Source organism: Sphingomonas sp. CFBP9019, from assembly GCF_034045155.1.
In the GTDB taxonomy this organism is placed as follows: domain Bacteria; phylum Pseudomonadota; class Alphaproteobacteria; order Sphingomonadales; family Sphingomonadaceae; genus Sphingomonas; species Sphingomonas aerolata.
This window is the reverse complement of sequence record NZ_JAXCWK010000005.1, coordinates 445,531-468,954: the sequence shown is the minus strand read 5'-3', so window position 1 is coordinate 468,954 and position 23,424 is coordinate 445,531. Positions and strand designations below refer to the sequence as shown.

The window sequence follows — 23,424 nt, the reverse complement described above, 5'->3', positions numbered from 1 at the left end:
TCATGCCGATGTCTCCTCGTCGGCCTGATCGCGGTTGCGCGCCGCGCGCTGCGCGACGTGGCTGAGCTGGGCGAGCGCCATCATCACCGCGCCGACGACGACGCAAGCGACGCCCGTATCGAAGAACATCGCGGTCGCCAGTTCGACCTCGCCAACCAGCGGAATGTGGAAATAGCCGAAGCTGCTCGTCAGGAACCGCGCGCCGAAGACGAGCGAGCCGAGCCCCGTCGCGGTCGCGATCAGCACGCCGACCGCGATCAGCGGATGTTCGCCGATCCGGCGGCGGTCGTCGGTCCAGTCGAAGCCCGAGGCGAGATATTGCAGCAGGATCGCGATCGAAACGACCAGCGCGGCGATGAACCCGCCGCCGGGCTGGTTATGCCCGCGCAGGAAGATGTAGAGGCCGACCAGCAGCGCTAGCGGCAGCAGCAGCCGCGTCGCCATCACGAACATCATCGGGTGGCGCTCGGGCGAATGGGGCATGTCGTGCCGCCATTCGCGCAACCGCCGCCCCGCCGTGCCGCGCGCCGCGGGCTCGAGCAGCGCATAGATGGCCAGCCCCGCGATCCCGAGCACGATGATCTCGCCCAAGGTGTCGAATGCGCGGAAATCGACCAGGGTCACGTTGACGACATTGGTCCCGCCGCCGCCCGGATAGCTGTTCGCCCAGTGGAACGACGAGACCGTGTCGCGCAGGTCGCGCGTCATCACCGCCCAGGCCGCCCAGCCGGTGCCGATCCCGGCGACCGCCGCCAGCAGCGCATCGCGGCTGCGGCGCGGCAGGCTCGAGAGTTGCGGCGGAACCTTGGGCAGCAGGTGCAGCGCGAGCAGCATCAGCAGGATCGTCACGACCTCGACCGCGATCTGGGTCAGCGCCAGGTCTGGGGCGGAAAGATGGACGAAGGCGAGCGCGATGACGAGGCCGATGACGCTGATGAAGACCAGCGCGAGGAAGCGCTGGCGTTGCATCGCCACGACGATGCCGGTCGCGACGACCAGCGCGAACCAGGCGACGACCGCGACCGGCGACGCGGGCAGCGTCGCGCGCGTCCCCGCGGGCAGCCCGCCGGGCGTCAGCGCGGCGTCGATCCCGAACAGCACCGCCACCACGAACAGCATGAACAGATAGCGTTGCAGCGATGGCGCATGGATGGCGAGCGAGGCATCGCGACTGCGCGCGACGATCGCCGCCATCGCGCCGTCGAACAGCCGCTTGGCATCGAGCGTCCGCCGCCCGTCCAGCCAGCGCGCGACCGGCGTGCGACGCCACAGCAGCAGCGCACCGATCACGACCGCGAGCGCACTCATCCCCAGGGCGGGGTTGATCCCGTGCCACAGCGCCAGATCCAGCGCGGGCGGCGTGCCACCGATCACCGCCCCCGTCGCGGCGCGCACCAGCGGCCCGGCGATCGTCATCGGCAACAACCCGAAGCCGAGCGCGACGAGCACGAGCACGATCGACGGTCCGATCATCGCCATGCCGGGATCATGCGGCGCGGCGACATCCCCCGTCGCGCGAGGCCCGAAAAACTGTGCGGTGGCGTAGCGCAGGGAATAGGCGACCGACAGCGTCGCCGCGATCGTCGCGAGCAGGGGCACGAGCCAGGACCGGCCATCGTGCGCGGCATGCAGGCTCTGTTCGAGCATCATCTCCTTGGAGATGAACCCGCCGAGCGGTGGCAGCCCCGCCATCGCCGCGACCGCGAGCGTGCCGAGCGTCGCGGTCAGCGGCATCAGCGCGGCGAGCCCGCCGAGGCGACGGATATCGCGCGTCCCCGTCTCGTGATCGACCATGCCCGCGTTCATGAACAGCGCCGCCTTGAACGCGGCATGGTTGAGGATGTGGAATACTGCCGCCGTGGCGGCCGCGGGCGTGCCGAAACCGAGCAGCATCACCATCAGCCCGAGCTGGCTGATCGTCGAATAGGCGAGGATAGCCTTCAGATCGTTGCGGAACAGCGCGACGCCCGCGCCGAAGATCATCGTCACGAGGCCGGTCGAGGCGACCAGATAAAACCACAAGTCGCTGCCCGCGAGCACCGGCCACAGGCGGGCGAGCAGGAAGACGCCCGCCTTCACCATCGTCGCGGAATGGAGATAGGCGCTGACCGGCGTGGGTGCTGCCATCGCGTGCGGCAGCCAGAAATGGAACGGGAACTGCGCCGACTTAGTGAACGCGCCGAGCAGGACGAGCGTCAGGATCGCAGGATAGAGCGGCGACGCCTGGACGACGGCGCCGCGCGTCAGGATCGTTGCGAGCTCATAGGATCCCGCCGCCTGGCCGAGCAACAGCATCCCCGCGATCAGCGCGAGCCCGCCGCCGCCCGTCACCGCGAGCGCCATCCGCGCGCCCTGCCGCGCGTCCGCGCGGTCGCGCCAGAAGCCGATCAGCAGGAACGACGACAGGCTGGTCAGTTCCCAGAATATCAGCATCAGCAGGATGTTGTTCGACAGCGCGATACCGATCATCGCGCCCTGGAACAGCATCAGGAACGACAGGAACCGCCCGGTCGGCTCAGCCTTGGCGAGATAGCCCTGCGCATAGATCACGACGAGCAGGCCGATGCCGAGGATCAGCCCGGCGAACAGCAGCCCGAGCGGATCGAGCCACAGGCTGAGATCGAGCCCGAGCGCCGGGATCCACGCGATCCGCGCGGTCAGCGGGGTTCCCGCGAGGACCGCGGGCGCGGCCAGAAGCAGCAGCGCGAGCCCCGCCGCGCTCGCACCGGCGGCGATCCCGACATGCATGCGACGGCCGCCACGTGCGCCGAGCGCCAGCATCAGCGCCGCCGCGAACGGCAGCACCATCAGGAGCATCAGGGGCATGGCAGATCGTTTCCCGGCGACGTCACGAGACTTGCCATCGCACGATATGGCTTCCGGGTCGACCGGACTACGCCCAGCGGCCCTGACGATATCCCGGGGGCATCGACCCGCGATGCGCGTTGGTGCCGCATCGGGACTCACGCAGACCCGGAATAGCGGAGCGACCATGCGCACGATCGACTTCAGTTCCTGGCAGACCACGTTGCTGACGTTGTTCGGGCTCGCGCTGGTGACGGCGATCGGTGTCGGCATCCGCCTCGTCACGATGATGACGATCCAGCAGCGCCGCGAACGGATCAACCGGCAGATCAACGAACGGCTGCGCACGCTGATCGCGGCCTACAAGACCTTGGGCGGCTCGTTCACCGGCACGCTGACGGTCGACCCCGCGCATCGCCGCGACCTGCGTCGCCGGGGCGAGGCGGTGCCTGCCGATGCGGCGGATGTCGCGATCGACACCGGATCGGACCGCGGCCGGCGGATCCGCGACGCGGTCGAGGCGGCGCTGTCGGACATCATCCTGCTCGGCACCGACGAGCAGGTCCGGCTGGCCGCACAGGCCGCGGGCGAACTCGCGGCGGGCCGCCCGGTCCCGACGCACGCGCTGGTCGTGTCATTGCGCGATTTCGTGCGCGCCGCACTCGATCTGGCGCCCGTCCCGACCGACCTCGTCCTGCCCGCGCAGGGCCCGACGCGGCCGGCCGCGGGCGGCGGACGCGGCAAGGGCGAGCGCGACGGCGCCTCTGCCGCCCGGGGATCGGGCGGGGGCGGTGGTGGACAGGGCGGCGGCGGTGGTGGCGACACGGTTGCAGCGGGGGAGGACGCTCCGGCTCCCGGTACCCGCGCGTAACGCCGTTACGGCGCGACCTTTGCCCCATAAGCGCGCGTGAACAGATCGAGCGCGCGCGCCGCCTGCTGGCGCGCTTCCTCGGGACCGGGCATGCCGACCACTCCCCAGAGCCGCAGATTCTGTTGCGTCTGGGCGAGCAGCAGCAGGTGCATCGCCGCCTGCACCGGATCATCGGCGCGCAGGTCGCCGGCGTCCATCCGCCCGCGCAGATAGAGTGAAAGCTGCTCGATCACGATCTGCGGGCCGCGGGCATAGAAGATGCGACCGATCTCGGGAAACCGCCCGCCTTCGCCGACGATCAGCCGGTGCAGCCGGATATTGTCGGGATGCAGCAGCTTGCCCTGGAAGCGTTCGAGGAAATCGAGCAGCGTCGTCGCACAGTCGCGCCCCGGGCGCAGCGCATCCTCGAGGCTCTGGCGGAAGTTCGACGTGACATCGTCGAGCACCGCGCTGAACAGATCCTCCTTGGAGGGGAAATAGGCCCAGAGCGTCCCCTTCGACCCGCCGAGCTGCACGGCGATCGTCGACATCGAGGTGGCGGCATAGCCATGGTCGAGAAACGCCTCGCGCGCGGTCGCCACGATCGTCTCGCGACGGGCTTCGCGGTTCAGATCGCGGCGGGTTTTCGGCTCGGACATAGCCGTACTATACGGTACGATTATTTATTGACAAGTCCACGACCCGGGACCATCTGCCGAGCGTACGCAGGAGTACGATGATTCAATGCGACTGATTCGATTCGCCGGCTGCACCGCAATCGCAGCCGGGCTTGCCGGCTGCGCGGTGCCCGATCTGGGGCCGCCGCCCGTCCTGGCATCCGCGGACACCTATGCATCGCGCAACAGCCTCGCGTCGAACGGCCCGGCGTCGAATGCGGCGTGGCCGGCGGCGCAGTGGTGGCGGGGCTACGGCGATGCGCAGCTTGACACGCTGATCACCGAAGCGCTGGCGGGATCGCCCGACATCGCGATCGCGGCGGCCCGCGTGCGGACCGCGCGCGGCGCGGTGCAGCAGGCGGGTGCCGCCAACCAGCCGCGGCTCGACGCCGAGGGCACGGTCGGGCTCAACAAGCAGAGCTACAATAACGGCATCCCCGCGGAATTCATTCCGAAGGGCTGGAACGACACGGGCCGGCTGGCACTCGACGCAGGTCTCGATCTCGACCTGTTCGGGCGCAACCGTGCGGCACTGGTCGCGGCGACGTCGGAGGCGGAGGCCGCGCGGCTCGACGGCGAGCAGGCGGCGCTGACGCTCGCGACCGATATCGCCGCGCGCTATGCCGATCTTGCGCGGCTCTATGCCGAACAGGACGTGCTGCAGCGGGCGAATGCGGTGCGCAGCGCGAGCGAGCGGCTGGTGAACGAGCGTGTCGCGATCGGGCTCGATACGCAGGCCGAGCTCAAACAGGCGCGTTCCGCGGTGCCGGCGTCGCGGGTCGACCTGGCCAGCAACGCCGAACAGATCGCGCTCGCCAAGAACGCGATCGCCGCGCTGCTCGGGGCCGGGCCCGATCGCGCACTGACGATCACCCGGCCTGCGGTCCCCGTGCTCGCCACCGAACTGCCCGCCGACGCGGCGATCGGCCTGATCGGCCGGCGTCCCGACGTCGCCGCCGCCCGCGCCCGCGCCGAAGCGGCGGCGAGCCGGATCAAGGTCGCCCGCGCCGATTTCTACCCCAATCTCAGCCTGTCGGGGCTGATCGGGCTGCAATCGCTCGGCCTCGACAACCTGTTCAAGGGCGGATCGAGCATCGGCAATGTCGGCCCCGCGATCAGCCTGCCGATCTTTCGCGGCGGCGCGCTGCAGGGCCAGTATCGTCAGGCGCGCGGCCAGTATGACGAGGCGGTCGGCAGCTATGACCGCATCGTGATCAACGCGCTGCGCGAGGTCGCGGATGTCGTGACCAGCCGGCGCCAGGTCGCAGCGCAGATGCGCGATGCGCGCGCGTCGCTGGTCGATGCCGAAGGCGCGTATCAGGTCGCGCAGCTGCGCTATCGCGGTGGCCTGTCGACCTTCCTCAACGTGCTGAGCGCCGAGGAAGCGGTGCTGACCGCGCGGCGTTCGGTCGCGGCGATCGATTCGCGCCGGTTCGCGCTCGACGTGCAGTTGGTGCGCGCGCTCGGCGGCGGCTTCCAACCCCTTATCCAGACCAGCGGGACACGATGATGGACACCCCATCCCACGACAGCGACCAGACTCCTGCCGAGGAGCCCAAGGCCGATCCCAAGGACAGCCCCAAGGTCGACACCGCCAACCCCGGCAAGCGCAAGCGGCTGCTGCTGATCTTCGCGGCCGTGCTGGTCGTGATCGCCGTCCTGTATTTCGTCTACGATGCGCTCGTGCTGTCGAAGCGCGTGACGACCGACAATGCCTATGTCGCCGCCGAAACCGCGCAGGTCATGCCGCTGGTCAGCGGGCAGGTGATCGCGGTCACGGTGAGCAACACACAGACCGTCAAGCGCGGGCAGGTGTTGATGCGGCTCGACGATGCCGACCTGCAGATCGCGGTCGCGCAGGCCGAAGCCGATCTGGCAGGCGCCGAGCGCCGCTATGGCCAGACCGCGGCGACGGGTGATGCGCTCCAGGCGCAGGCGAATGCGCGCAGCGCCGATATCGGTGCCGCCCGCGCGCAGCTGCTGCTCGCCCAGGGCAATCTCGACCGCGCGCAGATCGATTATCAGCGTCGCCAGGCGCTGGTCGCGGCGGGCGCGGTATCGGGTGACGAGGTGACCGCGGCGACGAACGCGCTGCGCACCGCGCGCGCCAATGTCGCGATCGCGCAGGCGGGGATCGCGCAGGCGACCGCGACGCGCGCCTCCGCGCTCGAGGATCGCGCCGCCAACACCGCGCTGACCCGCGGCACCACGCGCGACAACGCCCCCGAGGTCCTCGCCGCGCGCGCCAAGCTGCGCCAGGCCCGGCTCGACCTGTCGCGCGCGGTCGTGCGTGCGCCGATCGACGGCGTGATCTCGCAGCGCAACGTCCAGATCGGCCAGCGGCTCGCGCCCGGCACCGCGGCGATGGTGATCGTGCCCGTCGACCAGCTCTATGTCGACGCGAACTACAAGGAGGGCCAGCTCCAGCATGTCCGCGTCGGCCAGCATGCGACGCTGATCTCCGACCTGCACGGCGACGACGTCGTCTATCACGGCCGCGTCGTCGGGCTTGCTGGCGGGACCGGCGCGTCGTCCGCGCTGATCCCCGCGCAGAACGCGACCGGCAACTGGATCAAGGTGGTCCAGCGTCTGCCGGTGCGCATCGCGCTCGATCCCAAGGAACTGCGCGATCATCCGTTGCGCGTCGGGCTATCGATGGACGCCGAGATCGACATCTCGGGCGATCGCTAGGAGCGGATCGATGGCCGCCGACACGTCCGCGCCGGTGCTGACCGGCCCGCGCCTCATCCTTGCGGGCTTCGTGCTGGCGCTGACCAACTTCATGGTGGTGCTCGACACGACCATCGCCAATGTGTCGGTGCCGCATATCTCGGGCGGGCTCGGCGTGTCGCCGACTCAGGGGACCTGGGTCGTCACCTCCTATTCGGTCGCCGAGGCGATCTGCGTGCCGCTGACCGGGTGGCTGGTCCGGCGGTTCGGGACGATCCGCGTCTTCATGGCGGCGATGATCGGCTTTGCGGTCTTCTCCGCCTTGTGCGGCCTCGCCTCGTCGCTCGGCGCGATGGTCGCGTTCCGGATCGGGCAGGGCTTTTGCGGCGGCCCGCTGATGCCGCTGACGCAGACGCTGCTGCTGACCATCTTTCCCCCGCAGAAGCGCGCGGCGGCGATGGGCGCCTGGGCGATGACGACGGTCACCGCGCCGATCCTCGGGCCGATCCTGGGCGGGACGATCAGCGACAACTGGTCCTGGCCGTGGATCTTCTACATCAACCTGCCGATCGCGATCTTCTGCATCGTCGGCGTCTTCACGCTGTTGCGCAAATCCGAGACCAAGACCGAGATCGTGCCGATTGACCGCTTCGGCCTGTTCCTGATGGTCGTGTGGATCGCCGCGCTGCAGATCATGCTCGATCTCGGGCGTGAGCATGACTGGCTGGGGTCGAGCTTCATCGTCGGCTGCGCGATCGTCGCGGCGATCGGCTTCGTCACTTTCCTGATCTGGGAGCTGACCGCGGGCAACCCGATCGTCGACCTGCGCGTGTTCCGGCACCGCGGGTTCACCGTCGCGGTGACCGCGCTCGCCTTCAGCTTCGGGACCTTCTTCGCTTCGGTCGTGATCATCCCGCAATGGCTGCAGTCGACGATGGGCTATACCGCGAGCGATGCGGGTTATGTGACCGCGTTCAACGGCGTGCTCGCGGTGATCTTCTCGCCGATCGTCGCCAAGCTGAGCAACAAGGTCGATCCGCGCGCGCTGGTGTGTTTCGGGATCTTCTGGCTCGGGCTGACGTCGGTGCTGCGGACCTTCTGGTTCAGCGGTGCGGATTTCTGGATCCTGGCGGCACCGCAGCTCGTCCAGGGGCTGGGCATGCCGTTCTTCTTCATCCCGCTGACGATCATCGCGCTGGGCGCGGTCAATCCCGAGGAGACCGCGTCGGCGGCGGGCGTGATGAGCTTCCTGCGGACGCTGGCGGCGGCGATCGGCACCTCGATCGGCAGCACCATGTGGCAGAACAACGCGCAGACGAACCGCGCCGAGCTGACCAACATCCTCAACAATGGCGATCAGGTGATCGCCAATGCGCAGCAGCACGGGCTGAGCGCGGAACAGGGGCGCGGGCTGATCGAGCGGGTGGTCGAGCAGGAAAGCTTCGCGCTGGCGACGAACCACCTGTTCGCCTTTGCCGCGCTGATCTTCTTCGTGTCCGCCGCGATCATCTGGCTGGCGCCGCGGCCCGCCCGGCCGGTCGACCCCGCCGCCGCGCACTGATCCGGTGGTGAGAAGACGGGGGGCACCGCGGCGCCCCCCGTCCGGTCTCAGTATTTCACGCGCAGACGCGTATAGTAGAAGCCGCCGTTGAAGCCGAACGGCCCGCCGTTGCGCGGATAGACCTGGCCGTCCGCCGTGCCGCCGGTCAGCGGATAGATCTGCACCGTCGAGGTCGGCTTGAGCCGGTCGGGATGCTCGTCGGTGAAGTTCTGCGCGCCGACCGCAACCGTGAAATGCTCGGCGAAGGTGTAGCTGAGCTCGAGATCGGTGACGAACTTGCCGCTGAACACCTGATTCGGCACGCCGTTGGTCTGGCCGTAATCCTGCGCGCTGGTGAACGAGCTGTAGTAATTCTCGCGGACGTTCAGGCTCAGATTGTCAAGCGTCCAGCCGGCGTTGAAGACGACGCGGTGCTTTGGCGCCAGATTTTCCGCATCGATCAGCTGCGCGGTGCCGACCACCCGGGCATCGAACTCGGTAACCTTGGTGTCGTTGTAGTTATACGCCAGCGAGAAGTTCAGCTCCGCCTCGCTGAACCGCGTGCGGTAGGTGCCGACGACGTCGATGCCCTGGGTACGCGTCTTGAAGCCGTTGGTGAAATACTGGACCTGGCCGCCGACACCGACCGGCAGCAGCGCCGGCTGCGCGGCAAGGTCCGCCGCGGTGACGATGAAGGGCGAGGTCAGGCCGATCCGGTTGCGCAGGTTGATCCGGTAGCCATCGACCGTGACCGTCATTCCGCGGACCGGTTCGAGGATGAAGCCGAGGCCGTAATTGGTCGACTTTTCCGGGGTCAGGTTGCTCGCGCCATAATATTGCGCGACCGCGGTGTTGGTCGGGTAGGTGCCCGCCTGGAACGCGACGCCGTTGTTGAACGAGGTCGTGACGATCGAGACGTTCGACTGGCCCGGCGACGGTGCGTGGAAGCCGGTACCGAAGCTGCCGCGGACCGAGAAGGCGTCGGCGAACTTGTACAGCGCGTTCACCTTGCCGACCCAGGCGTCGCCGAACGTGTTGTAATGCTCGTACCGGCCCGCCGCGCCGACCGTCAGCGCATCGGTCAGGTCGGTTTCGAGACCGACATAGGCGGCATAGGCCTTCTGGCTGAACTTGCCTGCGGTGGCGGGGCTGGTGCCGGCATAGCCGCTCGCGCCGACGCCCTGCGCCGCGGTCGTGCCGGAGGCGACGTACACGCCCGGCGCGGTCTGGGTGAAAAGCTGTTGCGCGATCGCATAGGGCCCCGCGGCATAGGATTGCGTGTCGCCCGCGGTCTGTTCGTAGGTTTCCTTGCGGAACTCCCCACCGGCCGAGATGGTCAGCGGTGCGGCGAGACCGAGGTCCGCGGCATAGGTGAAGTCGGCGTTGAAATTGGTTTCCTTCTGGATCAGGTCGCCAAAGTCGAAGCTGGTCTGCGTCGCCGGGCCGTAGGAGAAATTGGCCGAGTCATACATCGACAGCGACAGCTTGTTGCGCGCCAGCGTGCCCGACAGGTCGTAGCTGAACGCACCGGACGTGCCCTTGTAGCCGAGCACCCCGTACACTTCCTGCGTCTTGCCGACGAAGCGTGGCGTGAAGCCGGCGGGGTAGAGCGTGCCGAAGCGGAAGGTGTTGCCGTCGCGAACGAAGCCGCCGCTCGGGCAGGTCGCGTTGCCGGTCGGGCAGGGGGTGAGGAAGAAGGTGTTGTTGAACGCGCCGTTCGCGCCCTGATTGCGGACCACGCCGTTCGTGTCGACCGCGGTGCTCGACACCGAGGCGCGGTAGTTGAAGCTCTGATTGCCCTTGCTCTGCGCATAATTGGCAAAGACGTAGATCTTGCTGCTGTCGGTGACGTTGATCGCCGAGTTGTAGACCGACTTGAAGCCGTGCGAGGGCGAATTGCCCCAGATCTGCACGGGCAGCGGATAATTGGGGAGCTGGTTCGCGAGCGCCGGGAAGTTTTGCGCGAAATTGGCGGCCGACGGGCGGGTGCGGCCGCGGCTGGTCTGGCCTTCGTCGACATATTCGCCGGTGACGTTGATGAAGCCCCAGTCGCCCTTCACGCCCGCATTGCCCGCAATCTGATAGCTTTCGCCGTCGCCCGCATAATATTGGCCGGCACGACCGACCAGTTCGATCCCCTGATCCTCGCGCAGGCCATAGTTGAGCACGCCGGCGATCGCGTCGGAGCCATATTGCGCGGTCGCGCCCTCGCGCAGCACCTGCAGATTGCCGATCGCGAGCGACGGGATCGCCGAGATGTCGGGCCCCTGCGCGCCGCGACCGAGCCCGGTGTCGCTGCCGCCATAGACCTGGACCAGAGCGGAGCGGTTATAGCGCTTGCCGTTGATCATCACGAGCACCTGATCGCCCGACAGGCCGCGCAGCGACGGCGAGCGGACGAAGGTCGAGGCGTCCGAGATCGAATTCTGTCCGGCGTAGAAGGACGGCACGATATTCTTGAGCGCGTCGATCATGTTGGCGGCGGGCTGCGACGTCAGTTCGGCCGAGCTGATCACGTCGACCGGCGACGGCGACGTGGCGAGCGTGCGATCGGTCCGGCGCGTGCCCAGCACGACGATGTCGTTCGACGGCTCGGGGGTCGCGCTGGCGGCGTCGGGTACGCTTTCCTGCACGGCGCTGGCCGGTGCGGGTGTGGGCGCGGCGCCATCCTGTCCGCTGCCGGGCGTCGCTGCGAAGGCGGCGGACCCGGCAAGAAGTGCGGCCGCCAGTGCGACGGTCGAGGTCGTGTATCTGATCATCCTAAGCCCCCTTTGAAAAGTGGCTCTCAGGATCCTCCCCCATCATCGCCGTTCCAGACCGCCGATTCCCCTTGGCGCGCCTGCGGAAATTGCCCTGTCACACGCAAGGACGGCCGCCTGTCCGGCTTCGTCCTTGACCTGTCCTGGCAACAAACGGCCATAGCGGTCCCGTCTTTGCAACCGAAAATACGCACGACTTTCATATGGACGTCATAATGTTGCAGAATTGACGCAATCGATTGTCCCGGTTCCAGCCAGGCAAGGGGCGGCGGACGTGGTGGGCCGGGCATCGCCACCGGGGCCAAAGCCGGGCCACGGCGAATCGGCGGCGTGCGACCGGCGGAACCCGAAACGCGGCGGACGCGGCAGCTTTCGGGTTCCGCGCAGCGCTCAGCGCGCTAAGCAGCGGACAAGGGGAACTTATCGTGTCAATTTCAGTGTCTCATCGCCTCGCCGGGATCCTTGCCGCGGTCACCAGCCTGGGTGCGTGCGTTCCCGCGGGTCGCCAGCCGATGCGTCCCGCACCGCCGCCGCTGACCGTCACGACCGTGGCGCCGGCGCCCCGGCCATCGTCGCCGACGCGGCCGTCGACCAGGCCCCAGCCCGCGGCGGACCTGCTCAACGCGGTCCAGGCGCTCGGCGCGAGCTTCAAGGGACAGGTCGGGATCACGGTGCGCGACATCGACGAGGGCTGGGTGGTGGCCTGGGACGGCGACACGCGGCGTCCGCAGCAAAGCGTCAGCAAGCTGTGGGTGGCGATCGCGGTGATGGACGCCGTCGACCGCGGGCAGATTTCGCTGTCCGACCGCGTCACGCTGACGCGTGCCGACCTGACGCTGTTCCACCAGCCGATCCGCGCGCTGATCGGCGCGGACGGCTATACGACGACGATCGACGAGCTGTTGCGCGGTGCGATGACGCGCAGCGACAATACCTGCAACGACGTGCTGCTCTGGCGCGTCGGTGGGCCCGCGGCGATCAACCGGATGCTCGACGCCAAGGGTGTCGAGGGCGTGACCTTCGGCCCGGGTGAACGGGTGCTGCAGGCGAAGACCGCGGGGCTCGAATGGCGGCCCGAATGGGCGGGGGGCTGGGGATTTCTCCAGGCGCGCGCGGCGATGACCTACGAGGCGCGGGCGAAGGCGCTGAACCGCTATCTCGCGGCGCCCTACGACGGTGCGTCCGCCAATGGCGTGACGCTTGGCCTGTCGCTGCTCGCGCAGGGCAAGCTGTTGAGCGCGCGTTCGACCGCGTCGCTGCTGACGCTGATGCGGTCGAGCAAGACCGGGCCGCTGCGACTCAAATCGGGGCTGCGGCCGGGCTGGTCGCTCGCGCACAAGACCGGCACCGGGCAGGACCTGGGCAGCCTGTCGACCGGCTATAATGATATCGGGCTGCTCGTCGCGCCGAACGGCCATCGCTATGCGGTCGCGGTGATGATCGCCAGCACGCGCGAGCCGATCCCGGTGCGGATGCGGTTGATGGGCGACGTGACCCGGGCCGTGGTCGCCTCGGCGGGCAATTGATCGTGCCGCCGGGGCAAGGGGCCCTATCAAGCCGTTTCGGTTATAACTTTCTTTAATAAATTCATGCGATTGGGAGTGACTTCCTGAGAGCAAAGATCGTGGTCCCCCTTTTCAATCTTCATTTCGAGCATTCGGGGTCGCTAGTCGCCGTCGCTATTGGAATCTGCCTGACCGCCAGCTGGTCGGTGGCGATGCTCGCGATCGATCTCGACCGGACCGCGGCAGAGCCCGGCGAACCGCTCGGCTGGCGGCATGCCGCGCTCGCGCTCGCTGCGGGGCTCGGGGTCTGGGCAACGCACTTCATCGCGATCCTCGCCTATCGTCCCGACCTCCTGCTCCGCTACGACGTGCCGATCACGATCCTGTCCGCGCTGGTCGGCATCGCGCTGGTCGGCGTGCCGCTGGTCGCGGTCACCCGCCTGCGCCGCCGCGTCGCGCGGATCGCCGCGGCGACGATCGCGGGCGCGGGCATCTGGTGCATGCATGCGGTCGGGCTGACGGGCATGACCGATTGCGTCCACGTGTTTTCCTGGCCGACGAACATCACCGGGCTGGTGCTCGGGACGGTGCTGATGGCGACGTGGCAGCTCCACCGCGGCTGGGCGGGTTCGCGCACCGCCGCCTGCATGCTGTTCGCGCTCGCAATCTGCACGACGCATTTCGTCGCGCTGTCGGGCGATATCGTCGTCGGCAGCATCGGCGACGTCCGCGGCAGCCTGTTGTCGCCGGGCCTCGTCGCCGCCTGCATGGCGTTTGGCGTGTCGGTCACCTGCCTCGCGAGCCTGCTGACCTTCGAGCGGTTCAGGACGACGCGCGAGGAAGAGGGGCACACGCTGAGAGCGGTGCTGGAAAGCATGTCGGACGGGCTGGTGTTCATCGACGGCAATGCCCGGCTGCAGCATTTCAACCACCGGTTTCTCGAGATGTACGCAATCCCGGACGGGGCGATCGCGCCGGGCATGACGATCACCGCCTGTATCGACATCGTCGCGCGTCATCGCGGCTGGCGGCCCGAGCGGCGCGCCGAGATCCGCGCGGCGATGCAGCAATGGATCCGGACCGACGCGACGTTCGACCGCGAATGGGCGATGGACGATGGCTGCGTCTATCGGATGCAGTGCCGTCCGATGCAGTCCAAGGGCGTGGTGCTGACCTTCAACGACGTCAGCGCTGAGCGGCAGGCGCTGCGCAACCTGACGCACCTGGCCTATCACGACCCGCTGACCGGGCTGGGGAACCGCCGGTCGCTGCGCGAGCAGAAGGAGGCGCGGATCCGGATCGGCACGCCCTTCTCGCTGCTGATGATCGACCTCGACGATTTCAAGCGGATCAACGATGCCTTTGGTCACGCGGTCGGCGACCAGCTGCTGGTCCATGTCGCGGCCGAGCTGACGCGGCTGCTGCCCCAGGACAGCTTCATCGCGCGGATGGGCGGCGACGAGCTCGCGATCCTCGCCAGCGAGACGGGTGACGCGGCGGCGGCGCTCGCCGATTCGATCGTCGCGCAATTGAGCGGCGCGGTCGTCATCAACGGCTGCCGGCTGCTGCCGAGCTGCAGCATCGGCATTTCCCACTTTTCGGGCGCCTGTTCCGCCGACGACCTGATGAAGCGCGCGGACATGGCGCTGTACGAGGCCAAGCGGCTCGGGCGGCGGCGCGCGCAGGCCTATCTGCCCGGGCTCGCCGAACGGCTCGCCGAACGTCAGGGGATCGTCGACGACCTGCACGAAGCGGTCCAGACGGGCGGCTTCGCACTCGCCTTCCAGCCGGTCGTCGATCTGCTGACGGGGGGCACGACGGGCTATGAGGCGCTGATCCGCTGGAACCACCCGGTGCGCGGCTGGATCCCGCCGGGCGTCTTCATCCCGATCGCCGAGCAATGCGGGCTGGTCGAGGATATCGGCCGCTGGGTGATGATGGAGGCGTGCCGCCACCTCGCGGGCTGGTCGCCGCATCTCAACGTCGCGATCAACATCTCCGCCGCGCAGCTGAAGTCGGAAGGGCTGCTCCACAGCCTGACGCAGGCGATCCTGATCCACGGCGTCGCCCCCGAGCGGGTCGAGATCGAGATCACCGAGACCGCGCTGATCGACGATGCGGGCCGGACCGCGGTGATGCTCGACCGGATCCGCAAGCTCGGCATCAAGGTGTCGCTCGACGATTTCGGCACCGGTCAATCGTCGCTCGCGCATCTGCGCGACTTCCGTTTCGACCGGATCAAGATCGACCGCAGCTTCGTCGCCGAGGCGGCGAATGATCCGCGCTGCATGGCGGTGCTGCGCGCGACCGTCGCGATCGGCAAGGAACTGGGCGTGCTGACGCATGCCGAGGGGGTCGAGACGCGCGAACAGCTCAACGTGCTGCACGATATCGGCTGCGACGTGGCGCAGGGCTATCTGCTCGGCCGCCCGGTCGTCCCGTTCACCGATGCGACGGCGGACTTCGCCGAACTGCCGGGGGACACGATCATCGGCGCACCCGGCGATACCGACCCGCAATCCTCGGGGGTGACGGTTACCCGGCTCGCCGCCTGAGCGTCAGACCAGCGGCGGTCCGAACACCGACCAGCCGGTCCGGTGCGCGATCATCTCGAGCGCGCGGATGCCGAGGATGCTGTTGCCGTGCTGGTCGAGATTGGGCGACCAGACCGCGATCGCCGCACGGTCGGGCACGATCGCGAGAATGCCGCCGCCGACGCCGCTCTTGGCGGGCAGGCCGACCCGCACCGCAAAATCCCCCGACCCGTCATAATGGCCGCAGGTGATCATCAGGCCGAGCACGGTGCGGTGACGCTTGGCCACCGCGTCAGCCTCCTGGTCATCGGGCGTCCGCCGCGTCGCCGCGAGATACGCGCCCGCTTTGGCAAGGCCACGGCAATCGAGTGCGATCGCGCAGTTGCGGACATAGGCGGCCATCACCGCGTCGGGATCGGCATGGAGATTGCCGTGATGCCGCATGAAGCTCATCATCGCGCGGTTGAGATCGCCGCCCTCCTGCTCGGACGCCATCACGTCCTCGTCGAACGTGACGCCATCGGACCCGGTCTCGCGCCCGATCAGCCGGGCGACCGCCGGGTCGTCGCCGTCCTCGGGCCGGTGTTCGACCAGGATATCGACGACCGCCAGCGCGCCTGCGTTGATGAACGGGTTGCGCGGCACGCCCTTGGTCCGCTCGAGATCGACGATCGAGTTGAACGGGTCGCCCGACGGCTCTTTGCCGACGCGCGCAAAGACGTCGTCGCCGATCGCCGCAAGCGCGAGGTCGAGCGCGAACAGCTTCGAGATGCTCTGGATCGGGAACGCCGTCGTCGCCGCGCCCGCGGTCAGCAGCGTGCCCGACGTCAGCGCGACCGCGATGCCGATCGGCCCGGGCGCGGCCTCCTCCTTGCGGTCCGCCGATGCCTCGATCCGCGCGGCGTCGTCGGTGATCTCGGCGGCGATCTCGGTGATGATCTGCGCGATCGTGCTGGGCATGCGGCTCTCCTGGTGAACAGGGTCAACTCGCAGGCGGCGCGCATGATCCGTGGGCAGGGGCGCGGCGGCCTAGTCCAGCCGCGTCGACGTCCGCGCCGCCTGTCCCGCGGTCAGCAGGTCGCCGATCGCGCCCGCGGGGCCTGCCGCGGACAGCGCGGTCATCGCGGAGTCGAGCCGCGCCGGGTCGAAGCCTCCGACCGGCGCGGTCAGCATCGCGAACACCGGCGCGGTGGGCAGCGCGGCGAAGGCGCGGGCATAGCGCCGGTTGAGCCGCGCCAGCGCGGCTTCCTGTCCGAGCATCGCATGGGCGATCGCCTGGCGCAGGACGATTGCCTGGCCCTCCGCGGACAGGCCGCCGCGCGCTCCGGGGGCGGGCAGCAGCGCGGTGCCGCTGGCGGCTAAGCCCGACCAGTCGCGCGCGTGCCAGTCGAATTCGGCGCGGATCGGCGTCGCGTCGCGGATGTCGGCGAGCGTCGCCACCGCTTCGGCGTGGCGGCCGAGCAGTTCGAGCGCGACCGCCTGGAGGCAGCGCCGCTCGTCCTGGATCGCGTCGGGATAGGGGATCATCGCGGTGTCGCGCAGCACGCGGACCGCGGCTTCGGGGGTGCCGGCAAGGATCCGCAGCGTCGCGACGCGGATCGACAAGGGACCCTGTTCGACGTCGCGCTGCGTGGTGGACAGCCGGCGTTCGAGCAGTTCGGCGGCGCGGCGATAGAGCCCGGCCTGTTGCAGCCGGTCGGCGAGCATCCACACCACGCGGTCGCCTTCCGCCCCCGTCGGCATCAGGTCGCGGTAATCCCAGAGCAGACCGGCGGCGGTGCCGAGCGGCATGGTCGATTGCGGCGCCACCAGTGCGACGAGATGCGCCTGGACGGTCGCCGACAGCGGGGCGGCGTCGGCGCCGACATTGCCATAGCGCAGCAGCGCGGCGGCGGCCGCCAGCAGCGCGGGTTCGTCGCCGCGCCGGGTGGCGAGCGTCATCGCCAGCGTCAGCCCGCGGCGCTCGACCATGCCCCCCCGCCAGCGGAACAGCAGCACCGCGAGACGCCGCGCCGCGGCCGGCGGGGCGAGCGTGCGCGCGGCCAGATCGGTCTCGATCGTGCCGAGCGTGGCCGCGGCGCGCTGTTCGGGATCGCCGGTGCGTGCGGCCAGATCGAACCAGCGACGGCTCGTCGCGGCGGCGCCGAGCGCACGGTCCGCCTCGCCGTGCAACAGCGCGGCCGCCGCGTCGGTCGCCGGGATTCGATCGAGCCAGTCGCGCGCCGGGCCGGGCCTCCCTGCGTCGATCGCCGCGCGCGCGGCGGCGAGGATGAAGGGGCGGCGCGCCTTGGCGCCACGCGCGTTCAGCGCGGGCATCGCACAGCCGAGCACGCCCAGCGCCGGCGCCGCACGACCCGCCTCCGCCAGGATCCGCATCCGCCACAGACAGGTCTCGGGATCGGTCGCGAGCGCAGGGTCGTCGAGCGCCGCGATCGCCGGATCGGTCCGCCCGAGGCGCCCGAGCGCGACGCCGCGCGCGCGCCGCCACGCGGCGACCTTTGCAAGCCCGATATCGTCGGCTGCCATCACGTCGAGCACGCCGAGCGCCTCGCCGGCGCGGTCGCGCGCGATCAGCGCGACCGCATAGCGCCAGCGTGTCGCCTGCCGCGTCGCGGGCGTGGCGGTCGCGAGCGCCGCCCAGGCCGCCTGCTCGCTCATCGCGGTCCAGGCGGTGCGCGCCGGCGGCAGCGGCTGCGCGGCGAGCTCGGCGGCAAAGGGTACAGGCGCCGGGCGGGCGGGGGCGGGTGGCGACGGTTGCGCGGGCGTCGGCGTGCCCGGGTGGGGCGTGCTCGGGTGCGGCGCGCTCGGATGCGACGGTTCGGCAGCGCGCGCGGGATGCGGTCCGGCCAGCCCCGCGCCGATCGCCAGCGCGATGGCGAGGCGGATCATGCGAAGGCCAAGGTCACCGCGACCGCGGCGGCGGCGGCGGCGCCAAGGAACAGCAGCGCGAACACGATCGTCGCGACCCTGTTGCCTGCAGCGGCATGATGACCATCGCCCGGTCCGGCCGCGGGCATCGGCGCGATCGCCGTTGCATCGCCGCGCCGGCGGGCGTCCGTCTCGGCACCGTTCGCGACGATCCTGACGCGCGCGGGTTTCTGATCGTGGCTCACTTGCGCTCCATCCCTCCGCTATCCTCCTATTATAGAGGCAAAGACCTGCGGATCGTCGGCATCGGCCGGCATTCGGGGCGACGTCCCGACGAAACCACAAACCGGAGCCCGAGCGATGCGCACCCGCCCTTCCCCCAAGCAGATCGCGCTGCTGATCGCGGCGCTGCTGACCGCGCCGGTCATGGCACCGGGCGCCGCGGCGTCCGAAGGGGGCGGGGCGGAAGGAGGGGGGGCGGAAGGTGAACCCGTACGGCCGTCGCCGCTGTTCGTGATGCTCGATCCACTCGACGTGCCGATCGTCGAAGGCGATCGCGCGGACGGACGGCTGAAGGTCAAGCTCGTGCTCCAGGCTGCGGATGTCGCGGGCGCGGGGGCGATCGAGACGCGTCGGCCCGAACTGCGCGAGGCGGCGCTGGTCGCGTCGATCGAATTCGCGCGGTTGCATGCCTCCGCGTCGACGCCGGTCGATGCACGGCGACTGGCGCAGGACGTCTCCACGGCACTGCGCCGGGTCGATCCGACGATCGCGGCGGTGTTGCTGGTCGAGGTGGCGGCGCGCCGCGCCTGATCGCGCTCAAGTCCGCGCGCTGCGCCGAACCCCGGCCCGGCGTGTCTCAGGCGTTGGCGTTCAGCCCGTGCCGCGTCGCGCGGGGGCGGGTCGGCAACGGGGTGACGTCGGCCACGAGCTCGGGCCGGCCGGCGCGACGGCAGGCGAAGTCTTCGATTCGCGCGCCGGTGATCCGCGGCGACAGCAGCAGCAGCGCGATGCAGTCGGCGATGTCGGGATCATGCTCGCTGCCGATCGTCTCGACGACGTCGTCGAGCGTCATGCCCGGCGCGGTCAGCGCACAGGCCGCCGCGGCGGACCACAGCGCATGCGGGTCGGTGACCGAGAGCGACAGCGAAACGCGGTAGTCCATGACCTCATCCTCTCCGGCCGTTCGTGGCTGGCCCGCCCGCCGGTTCGCCCGCCGGTTCGCTCGACCCTAGTCGAACCGGGCCGCACGGCTATTAAGGGATTACCCGTATCCAGGCGCGCCGCCTCCTGAAAACAGGCATGAAAAAACCGGGATGGCCGATCGGCCACCCCGGTTTCCACGACCCCCCGCCGATGTGCTTGGGGGACTTGGCGGGATCGTGTCTCGTACCGGCTTACCGGAACAGCGAGGTGATCGTCTGCGGTGCCTGGTTGGCGATCGACAGCGCCTGAACGCCAAGCTGCTGCTTGACCTGCAGTGCCTGCAGCTTCGCCGATTCCTTGGCCAGATCCGCGTCGACCAGCTTGCCGACGCCGCTTTCGATCGCGTCCGACAGCTTGCTGGTGAACGTCATCTGTGCGTCGATCTTGCGCGACCCCGAGCCGAGATCGCTCAGCTTGGTGTTGAGCGAGCTGCCCAGCGTGTCCAGGGTATCGACCATCGCCTTGGCCTTGGCAGCCGTGTCGATTTCCGAATCCTGGCCGAGCACGCCGGTACCCACGCCCGCGGACGCGGTTTCCGTCGCCGGCAGGTCGATTTCCTGGTTGGCGATGGAGAGCGTATCGGGATCGTAGGTGTCGGTGCCGGTTGCCTTGTTGGTCAGCGACTGCAACGCACTCACGGTGCCGCCGCCGGTCTTGAGCAGGTTCGTACCGTTGAACTCGGACGAATCGACGATCGTGCTGATCTGGTCGCGAAGGGCGGTGAAGTCCTTGTTGTACGCAGCGCGGCTCTCGTCGCTGATGCCATCGTCCGACGCCTGCTTGGCGAGCGTCTTCATCTGGTTGACGACGTCCGAGATCTGCTCTGCGCCTGCGACCGCAACGTCGGCCACGCTCTTCGCCCGGCTGAGCGAGGAGTTGACCGCCTTGAGGCCACCCAGATCGCCGCGAAGGCCCTGGGCAATCGTGAAGGCTGCCGAATCGTCCTTGGTCGATGCGACGTTCAGGCCGCTGTTGATGCGGCTCTGGACGACGGACAGACCCTTGCTGGTCTCGTTGAGGGCCTGGAGGGCCGCCATCGCGCCAACATTGGTGTTAACGGACATTCCCATGATATTCTTCCTTCTGGAATAGTCGGTCGCTTCTGCGTCCTTGAGCCGTACGGCGGCTCGCCGACGGAGCGGTCAGATCCGACCCGCTCCTTATTCTGGGAAGAAATCCGGGTAGTTGGTCGCGCTGCGCGGATTATTTGCAGCGTGGGCACGCGCCTCAGAACGGAAAGAGGGCGTCGTAGATCTGCTGGCCCCAGCGTGCCTGCTGCGCCTGCGTCAGCTGGCCGCGGCCGCCATAGCTGATCCGTGCCTCGGCGATCTGCGTGTGGCGGATGCTGTTGTCGCGGCTGATATCCTGCGGGCGGACCATGCCGGTCACGATCAGCTCGCGCAGCTCGTAATTGACGCGGATCTCCTGGCGGCCGCGGATCATCAGATTGCCGTTGGGCAGCACGTCGGTGACGATCGCCGACATCGTCATGCTGATTGTTTCCGACCGGCTGATATTGCCCGATCCGTTGAACTGCGACTTCGAATTGCCGGCGATCAGCGGATCGGGCGTCGCGACGCCGAGCCCGAGTGCTGCGGTCAGCCCCGCATTCTCGGAGCCGCCGCGCGTGCGTGCGGTCGTGTTGCCGACCTCGGCGCGGTCCTGAACGTTGATCCGCACGGTCAGGATGTCGCCCTTGCGCGCGGCGCGCTGGTCGCCGAGAAACGCACCAGCGCCCGCGCGGAACAGCGATGCGTCGGGGGGCGCCAGCGCCAGCGGCGGCGCGGCCGGGCGACGGCTCGGCTGGCCGAGCGAATCCTCGGTCAGCGGGGTGTCGACCGCAGTCATCTCGCTGAGTTTCGGCGCCTTGCCGATCGTCTTGAGCTGGCCGATCGTGCCGCAACCCGACAGGGCGGTCGCGCCGGCGAGGATCAGGAACATCGTCGCGGGTCTGGTCATCGCATGTCTCCTCATTGCGCAGCGACGCGGACGCTGCCCGCGCCCGTGACGACGCCATCGACGCTGTGGTTGGTGGACAGCGCGACGACGCGGACGACATCGCCCATGCCGCCCGCCGCCAGCGCCCGCGCCGCGGTGGTGATCGCAAACCCGCGACCCTGGAGCGACAGCGTCACCGCCTCGCCGCGGCGCACCAGCCGGGGCGCGACGAGATCGCCGGCGCGGACCATCGTGCCGGCGGGCAGCGCGCGCACCGCTTCGCGTCCGCTCGCCGCATCCGCCGCCAGCACGCCGCGCGCGGCGACTGCGGCCCGCGGCTGGAGTTCGAAATCGGCCGCGCTCAGGATGTCGCCGCGCGCGATCGCGCGGGTGAGCACCGCGACGGGCGTCTCGGCGGGATCCGCCGCGTGTGCCGGGAGCGCGATCCCCGATGCGAGGAGGAGCGCCAGGGCGATTGCCAGGCGGCTCACCGGAGCTGGCTCGAGGTCGCGAGCATCTCGTCCGCGGTCTTCACCACGCGGCTGTTCATCTCATAGGCGCGCTGCGCGGTGATCAGCGCGGTGATCTCGGACACCGGGTTGACGTTCGACGCCTCGACAAAGCCCTGCAGCGTGTCGCCAAAGCCCGGCTGGCCCGGCGCGGCGACGGTTGGCTGCCCCGACGAGGCGGTTTCGAGGAAGAGGTTGCCGCCCTGCGCCTCCAGCCCCGCCTCGTTGACGAAGGTCGCGAGCTGGATCTGGCCGACGGTCTGCAGCGCGGGATCGTTGGCGAGCTTGACCTGAACCTCGCCGGTCTTCGAGATCGCGACGTCGACCGCCTCGGGCGGGATGACGATCGCGGGTTCGACGCGGAAGCCGTCCGCGGTGACCAGCTCGCCCTGTTCGGATAGCTGGAACGATCCGTCGCGGGTGAAGCCGATCTGCCCCGAGGGCAACGTCACCTGGAAATAGCCGCGCCCCTGGATCGCGATGTCATAGCGGTTGCCGGTCTGGTTGGGCGCACCCTGTTCGGTGATGCGGTAGACGCCACCGGTCTTCACGCCCGCGCCGATCTGGATCCCGGTCGGCACCTTGGCCTGGCCGTCGCCGCCTGCCGCCGAACCCGGGCGCGTCTCCTGCTGATAGAGCAGGTCCTGGAACGCCGCGCGCTGGCGCTTGAACCCGGTGGTGTTCATGTTGGCGATGTTGTTCGAGATGACGTCGACGTTCGTCTGCTGGGCGAGCATGCCCGTGCTGGCGATGGAAAGCGTGCGCATCGGTCGCGGCCTTTCTTGGAGAAGTTGTGGGAAGCGTCAGCTGATCCGGCCGAGCCGGTCGATTGCGCGGCGGCGCATGTCCTCGATGTCCTGCGACATTTTCATGCTCGACTGATAGGCGCGCAGGATGTCGACCATCGACGTCGTCTCGACGATCGCCTCGACGTTCGAGCCCTCGACCCCGCCGGTCTTGAAGCTGGTTTCCGCGGCGGCGAGCTCGCGTCCGCCGGTCGCGGCCATCAGCCCGTCGCCGCGCGGTGACACGCCGCGCTCGTCGTCGAACACCGTCACCGCGATCCGGCCGAGCGGGCCGTCCTTGGCGGTCACCGTGCCGTCGGGCCCGATCGACAGCGTATCGAGCTGTTCGATCGGCACCGCGATCGGCGCGCCGCCCTCGCCGCGCAGACGCAGCCCGCCCGCGGTGGTCAGCTCGCCGTCCTGGTTGATCTTGATGAAGCCCGCGCGCGTATAGGCGGTGCCGCCGCCCGGCGCCTCGACCGCCAGATAGCCGGGGCCGTCGATCATCAGGTCGAGCGGGTTGCCGGTCGACTGGAAGCCGCCGGCCACCGTGTCGTGCATCGCGCCGTAATCGAGCACATAGGACGTCGTGCGCGCTTGGGCGATCGTCCGCGCGGCGGGCGTCTCGTCGCGCGCGACATATTCGCGGAACACCGGGCGTTCGCGACGAAAGCCCGTGGTGTTCATGTTCGCGATATTGTTCGCCGCAACGTCCAGACGCCGCTTGAGCGCCTGTTCGTGACTGAGCAGCACATAGGAGGAGATGTCCATGCCGGGC

The 23,424-nt window shown here is 69.1% G+C and carries 19 protein-coding genes; 7 read left to right on the top strand and 12 right to left on the bottom strand.

The genetic code is table 11. The features are described from left to right. Positions 1-2,826, bottom strand: a complete 2,826-nt coding sequence (locus SOM18_RS17265; protein WP_320482062.1) for a monovalent cation/H+ antiporter subunit A — start codon at positions 2,824-2,826, stop codon at positions 1-3. Between the two features lie 166 nt (positions 2,827-2,992). Between SOM18_RS17265 and SOM18_RS17260 the strand changes: the two genes are divergently transcribed. Then, positions 2,993-3,676 carry a hypothetical protein gene (locus SOM18_RS17260; RefSeq protein WP_192191236.1) on the top strand — a complete coding sequence of 228 codons (684 nt, stop codon included), beginning with the start codon at positions 2,993-2,995 and terminating at the stop codon, positions 3,674-3,676. A gap of 5 nt (positions 3,677-3,681) precedes the next feature. Here SOM18_RS17260 and SOM18_RS17255 read toward each other — a convergent pair whose 3' ends face one another. Then, the gene (locus SOM18_RS17255; protein WP_031438953.1) at positions 3,682-4,314 is read right to left on the bottom strand and encodes a TetR/AcrR family transcriptional regulator; all 633 of its coding nucleotides are present in this window, start codon (positions 4,312-4,314) and stop codon (positions 3,682-3,684) included. Positions 4,315-4,399: 85 nt separating this feature from the next. On the opposite strand from SOM18_RS17255, the gene SOM18_RS17250 reads away from it, so the two are divergent. From SOM18_RS17250 to SOM18_RS17240, 3 genes are read left to right on the top strand one after another with little or no spacing between them, the layout of a single operon-like run. Beyond that, complete coding sequence (locus tag SOM18_RS17250) at positions 4,400-5,842, top strand: efflux transporter outer membrane subunit (RefSeq protein WP_192191235.1); 1,443 nt, start codon at positions 4,400-4,402, stop codon at positions 5,840-5,842. Beyond that, entirely contained in the window at positions 5,839-7,023 is a 1,185-nt protein-coding gene (locus tag SOM18_RS17245) for an HlyD family efflux transporter periplasmic adaptor subunit (protein WP_414712134.1), read from the top strand. The genes SOM18_RS17250 and SOM18_RS17245 overlap by 4 nt, the downstream gene beginning before the upstream one ends. A gap of 10 nt (positions 7,024-7,033) precedes the next feature. Next, the gene (locus tag SOM18_RS17240; protein ID WP_107931505.1) at positions 7,034-8,563 is read left to right on the top strand and encodes a DHA2 family efflux MFS transporter permease subunit; all 1,530 of its coding nucleotides are present in this window, start codon (positions 7,034-7,036) and stop codon (positions 8,561-8,563) included. Between the two features lie 47 nt (positions 8,564-8,610). Here the strand turns inward: SOM18_RS17240 and SOM18_RS17235 are convergent, their stop codons facing one another. Continuing rightward, a complete protein-coding gene (locus SOM18_RS17235) occupies positions 8,611-11,301 on the bottom strand; it encodes a TonB-dependent receptor plug domain-containing protein (protein ID WP_320482060.1) in 2,691 nt (896 codons plus the stop codon). Positions 11,302-11,726: 425 nt separating this feature from the next. Between SOM18_RS17235 and SOM18_RS17230 the strand changes: the two genes are divergently transcribed. Beyond that, on the top strand, positions 11,727-12,827 hold the full coding sequence (locus SOM18_RS17230; RefSeq protein ID WP_235188233.1) for a serine hydrolase: 1,101 nt from the start codon (positions 11,727-11,729) through the stop codon (positions 12,825-12,827). A gap of 98 nt (positions 12,828-12,925) precedes the next feature. After that, positions 12,926-15,361, top strand: coding sequence for a bifunctional diguanylate cyclase/phosphodiesterase (locus SOM18_RS17225; protein WP_052380790.1), 2,436 nt, complete (start codon positions 12,926-12,928; stop codon positions 15,359-15,361). A gap of 3 nt (positions 15,362-15,364) precedes the next feature. On the opposite strand, the gene glsA is transcribed toward SOM18_RS17225, so the two are convergent. The 3 genes from glsA to SOM18_RS17210 all read right to left on the bottom strand — a co-directional run bounded on the left by glsA (position 15,365) and on the right by SOM18_RS17210 (position 18,453). After that, on the bottom strand, positions 15,365-16,300 hold the full coding sequence (glsA, locus tag SOM18_RS17220) for a glutaminase A (RefSeq protein ID WP_031438960.1): 936 nt from the start codon (positions 16,298-16,300) through the stop codon (positions 15,365-15,367). Positions 16,301-16,369: 69 nt separating this feature from the next. Then, a complete protein-coding gene (locus SOM18_RS17215) occupies positions 16,370-18,229 on the bottom strand; it encodes a hypothetical protein (protein WP_320482059.1) in 1,860 nt (619 codons plus the stop codon). Beyond that, on the bottom strand, positions 18,226-18,453 hold the full coding sequence (locus SOM18_RS17210) for a hypothetical protein (RefSeq protein WP_056678896.1): 228 nt from the start codon (positions 18,451-18,453) through the stop codon (positions 18,226-18,228). The genes SOM18_RS17215 and SOM18_RS17210 overlap by 4 nt, the downstream gene beginning before the upstream one ends. Before the next feature lie 115 nt (positions 18,454-18,568). Here SOM18_RS17210 and SOM18_RS17205 point away from each other — a divergent pair, with 115 nt between their 5' ends. Continuing rightward, a complete protein-coding gene (locus SOM18_RS17205; protein WP_052149371.1) occupies positions 18,569-19,021 on the top strand; it encodes a hypothetical protein in 453 nt (150 codons plus the stop codon). 46 nt (positions 19,022-19,067) lie between these two features. Here the strand turns inward: SOM18_RS17205 and SOM18_RS17200 are convergent, their stop codons facing one another. From SOM18_RS17200 to SOM18_RS17175, 6 genes are all read right to left on the bottom strand, one after another. Then, entirely contained in the window at positions 19,068-19,373 is a 306-nt protein-coding gene (locus SOM18_RS17200) for a hypothetical protein (protein ID WP_159511090.1), read from the bottom strand. Between the two features lie 232 nt (positions 19,374-19,605). Beyond that, on the bottom strand, positions 19,606-20,484 hold the full coding sequence (locus SOM18_RS17195) for a flagellin (RefSeq protein WP_031395278.1): 879 nt from the start codon (positions 20,482-20,484) through the stop codon (positions 19,606-19,608). Positions 20,485-20,641: 157 nt separating this feature from the next. Further along, entirely contained in the window at positions 20,642-21,373 is a 732-nt protein-coding gene (flgH, locus tag SOM18_RS17190) for a flagellar basal body L-ring protein FlgH (protein ID WP_031439640.1), read from the bottom strand. A gap of 11 nt (positions 21,374-21,384) precedes the next feature. Beyond that, complete coding sequence (gene flgA / locus SOM18_RS17185; RefSeq protein ID WP_320482058.1) at positions 21,385-21,843, bottom strand: flagellar basal body P-ring formation chaperone FlgA; 459 nt, start codon at positions 21,841-21,843, stop codon at positions 21,385-21,387. After that, positions 21,840-22,628 carry a flagellar basal-body rod protein FlgG gene (gene flgG, locus SOM18_RS17180; protein ID WP_320482057.1) on the bottom strand — a complete coding sequence of 263 codons (789 nt, stop codon included), beginning with the start codon at positions 22,626-22,628 and terminating at the stop codon, positions 21,840-21,842. Before flgG ends, flgA begins: the two co-directional genes overlap by 4 nt. 36 nt (positions 22,629-22,664) lie before the next feature. Next, positions 22,665-23,417, bottom strand: coding sequence for a flagellar hook-basal body complex protein (locus SOM18_RS17175; protein ID WP_320482056.1), 753 nt, complete (start codon positions 23,415-23,417; stop codon positions 22,665-22,667). Between the last annotated feature and the right edge of the window lie 7 nt (positions 23,418-23,424).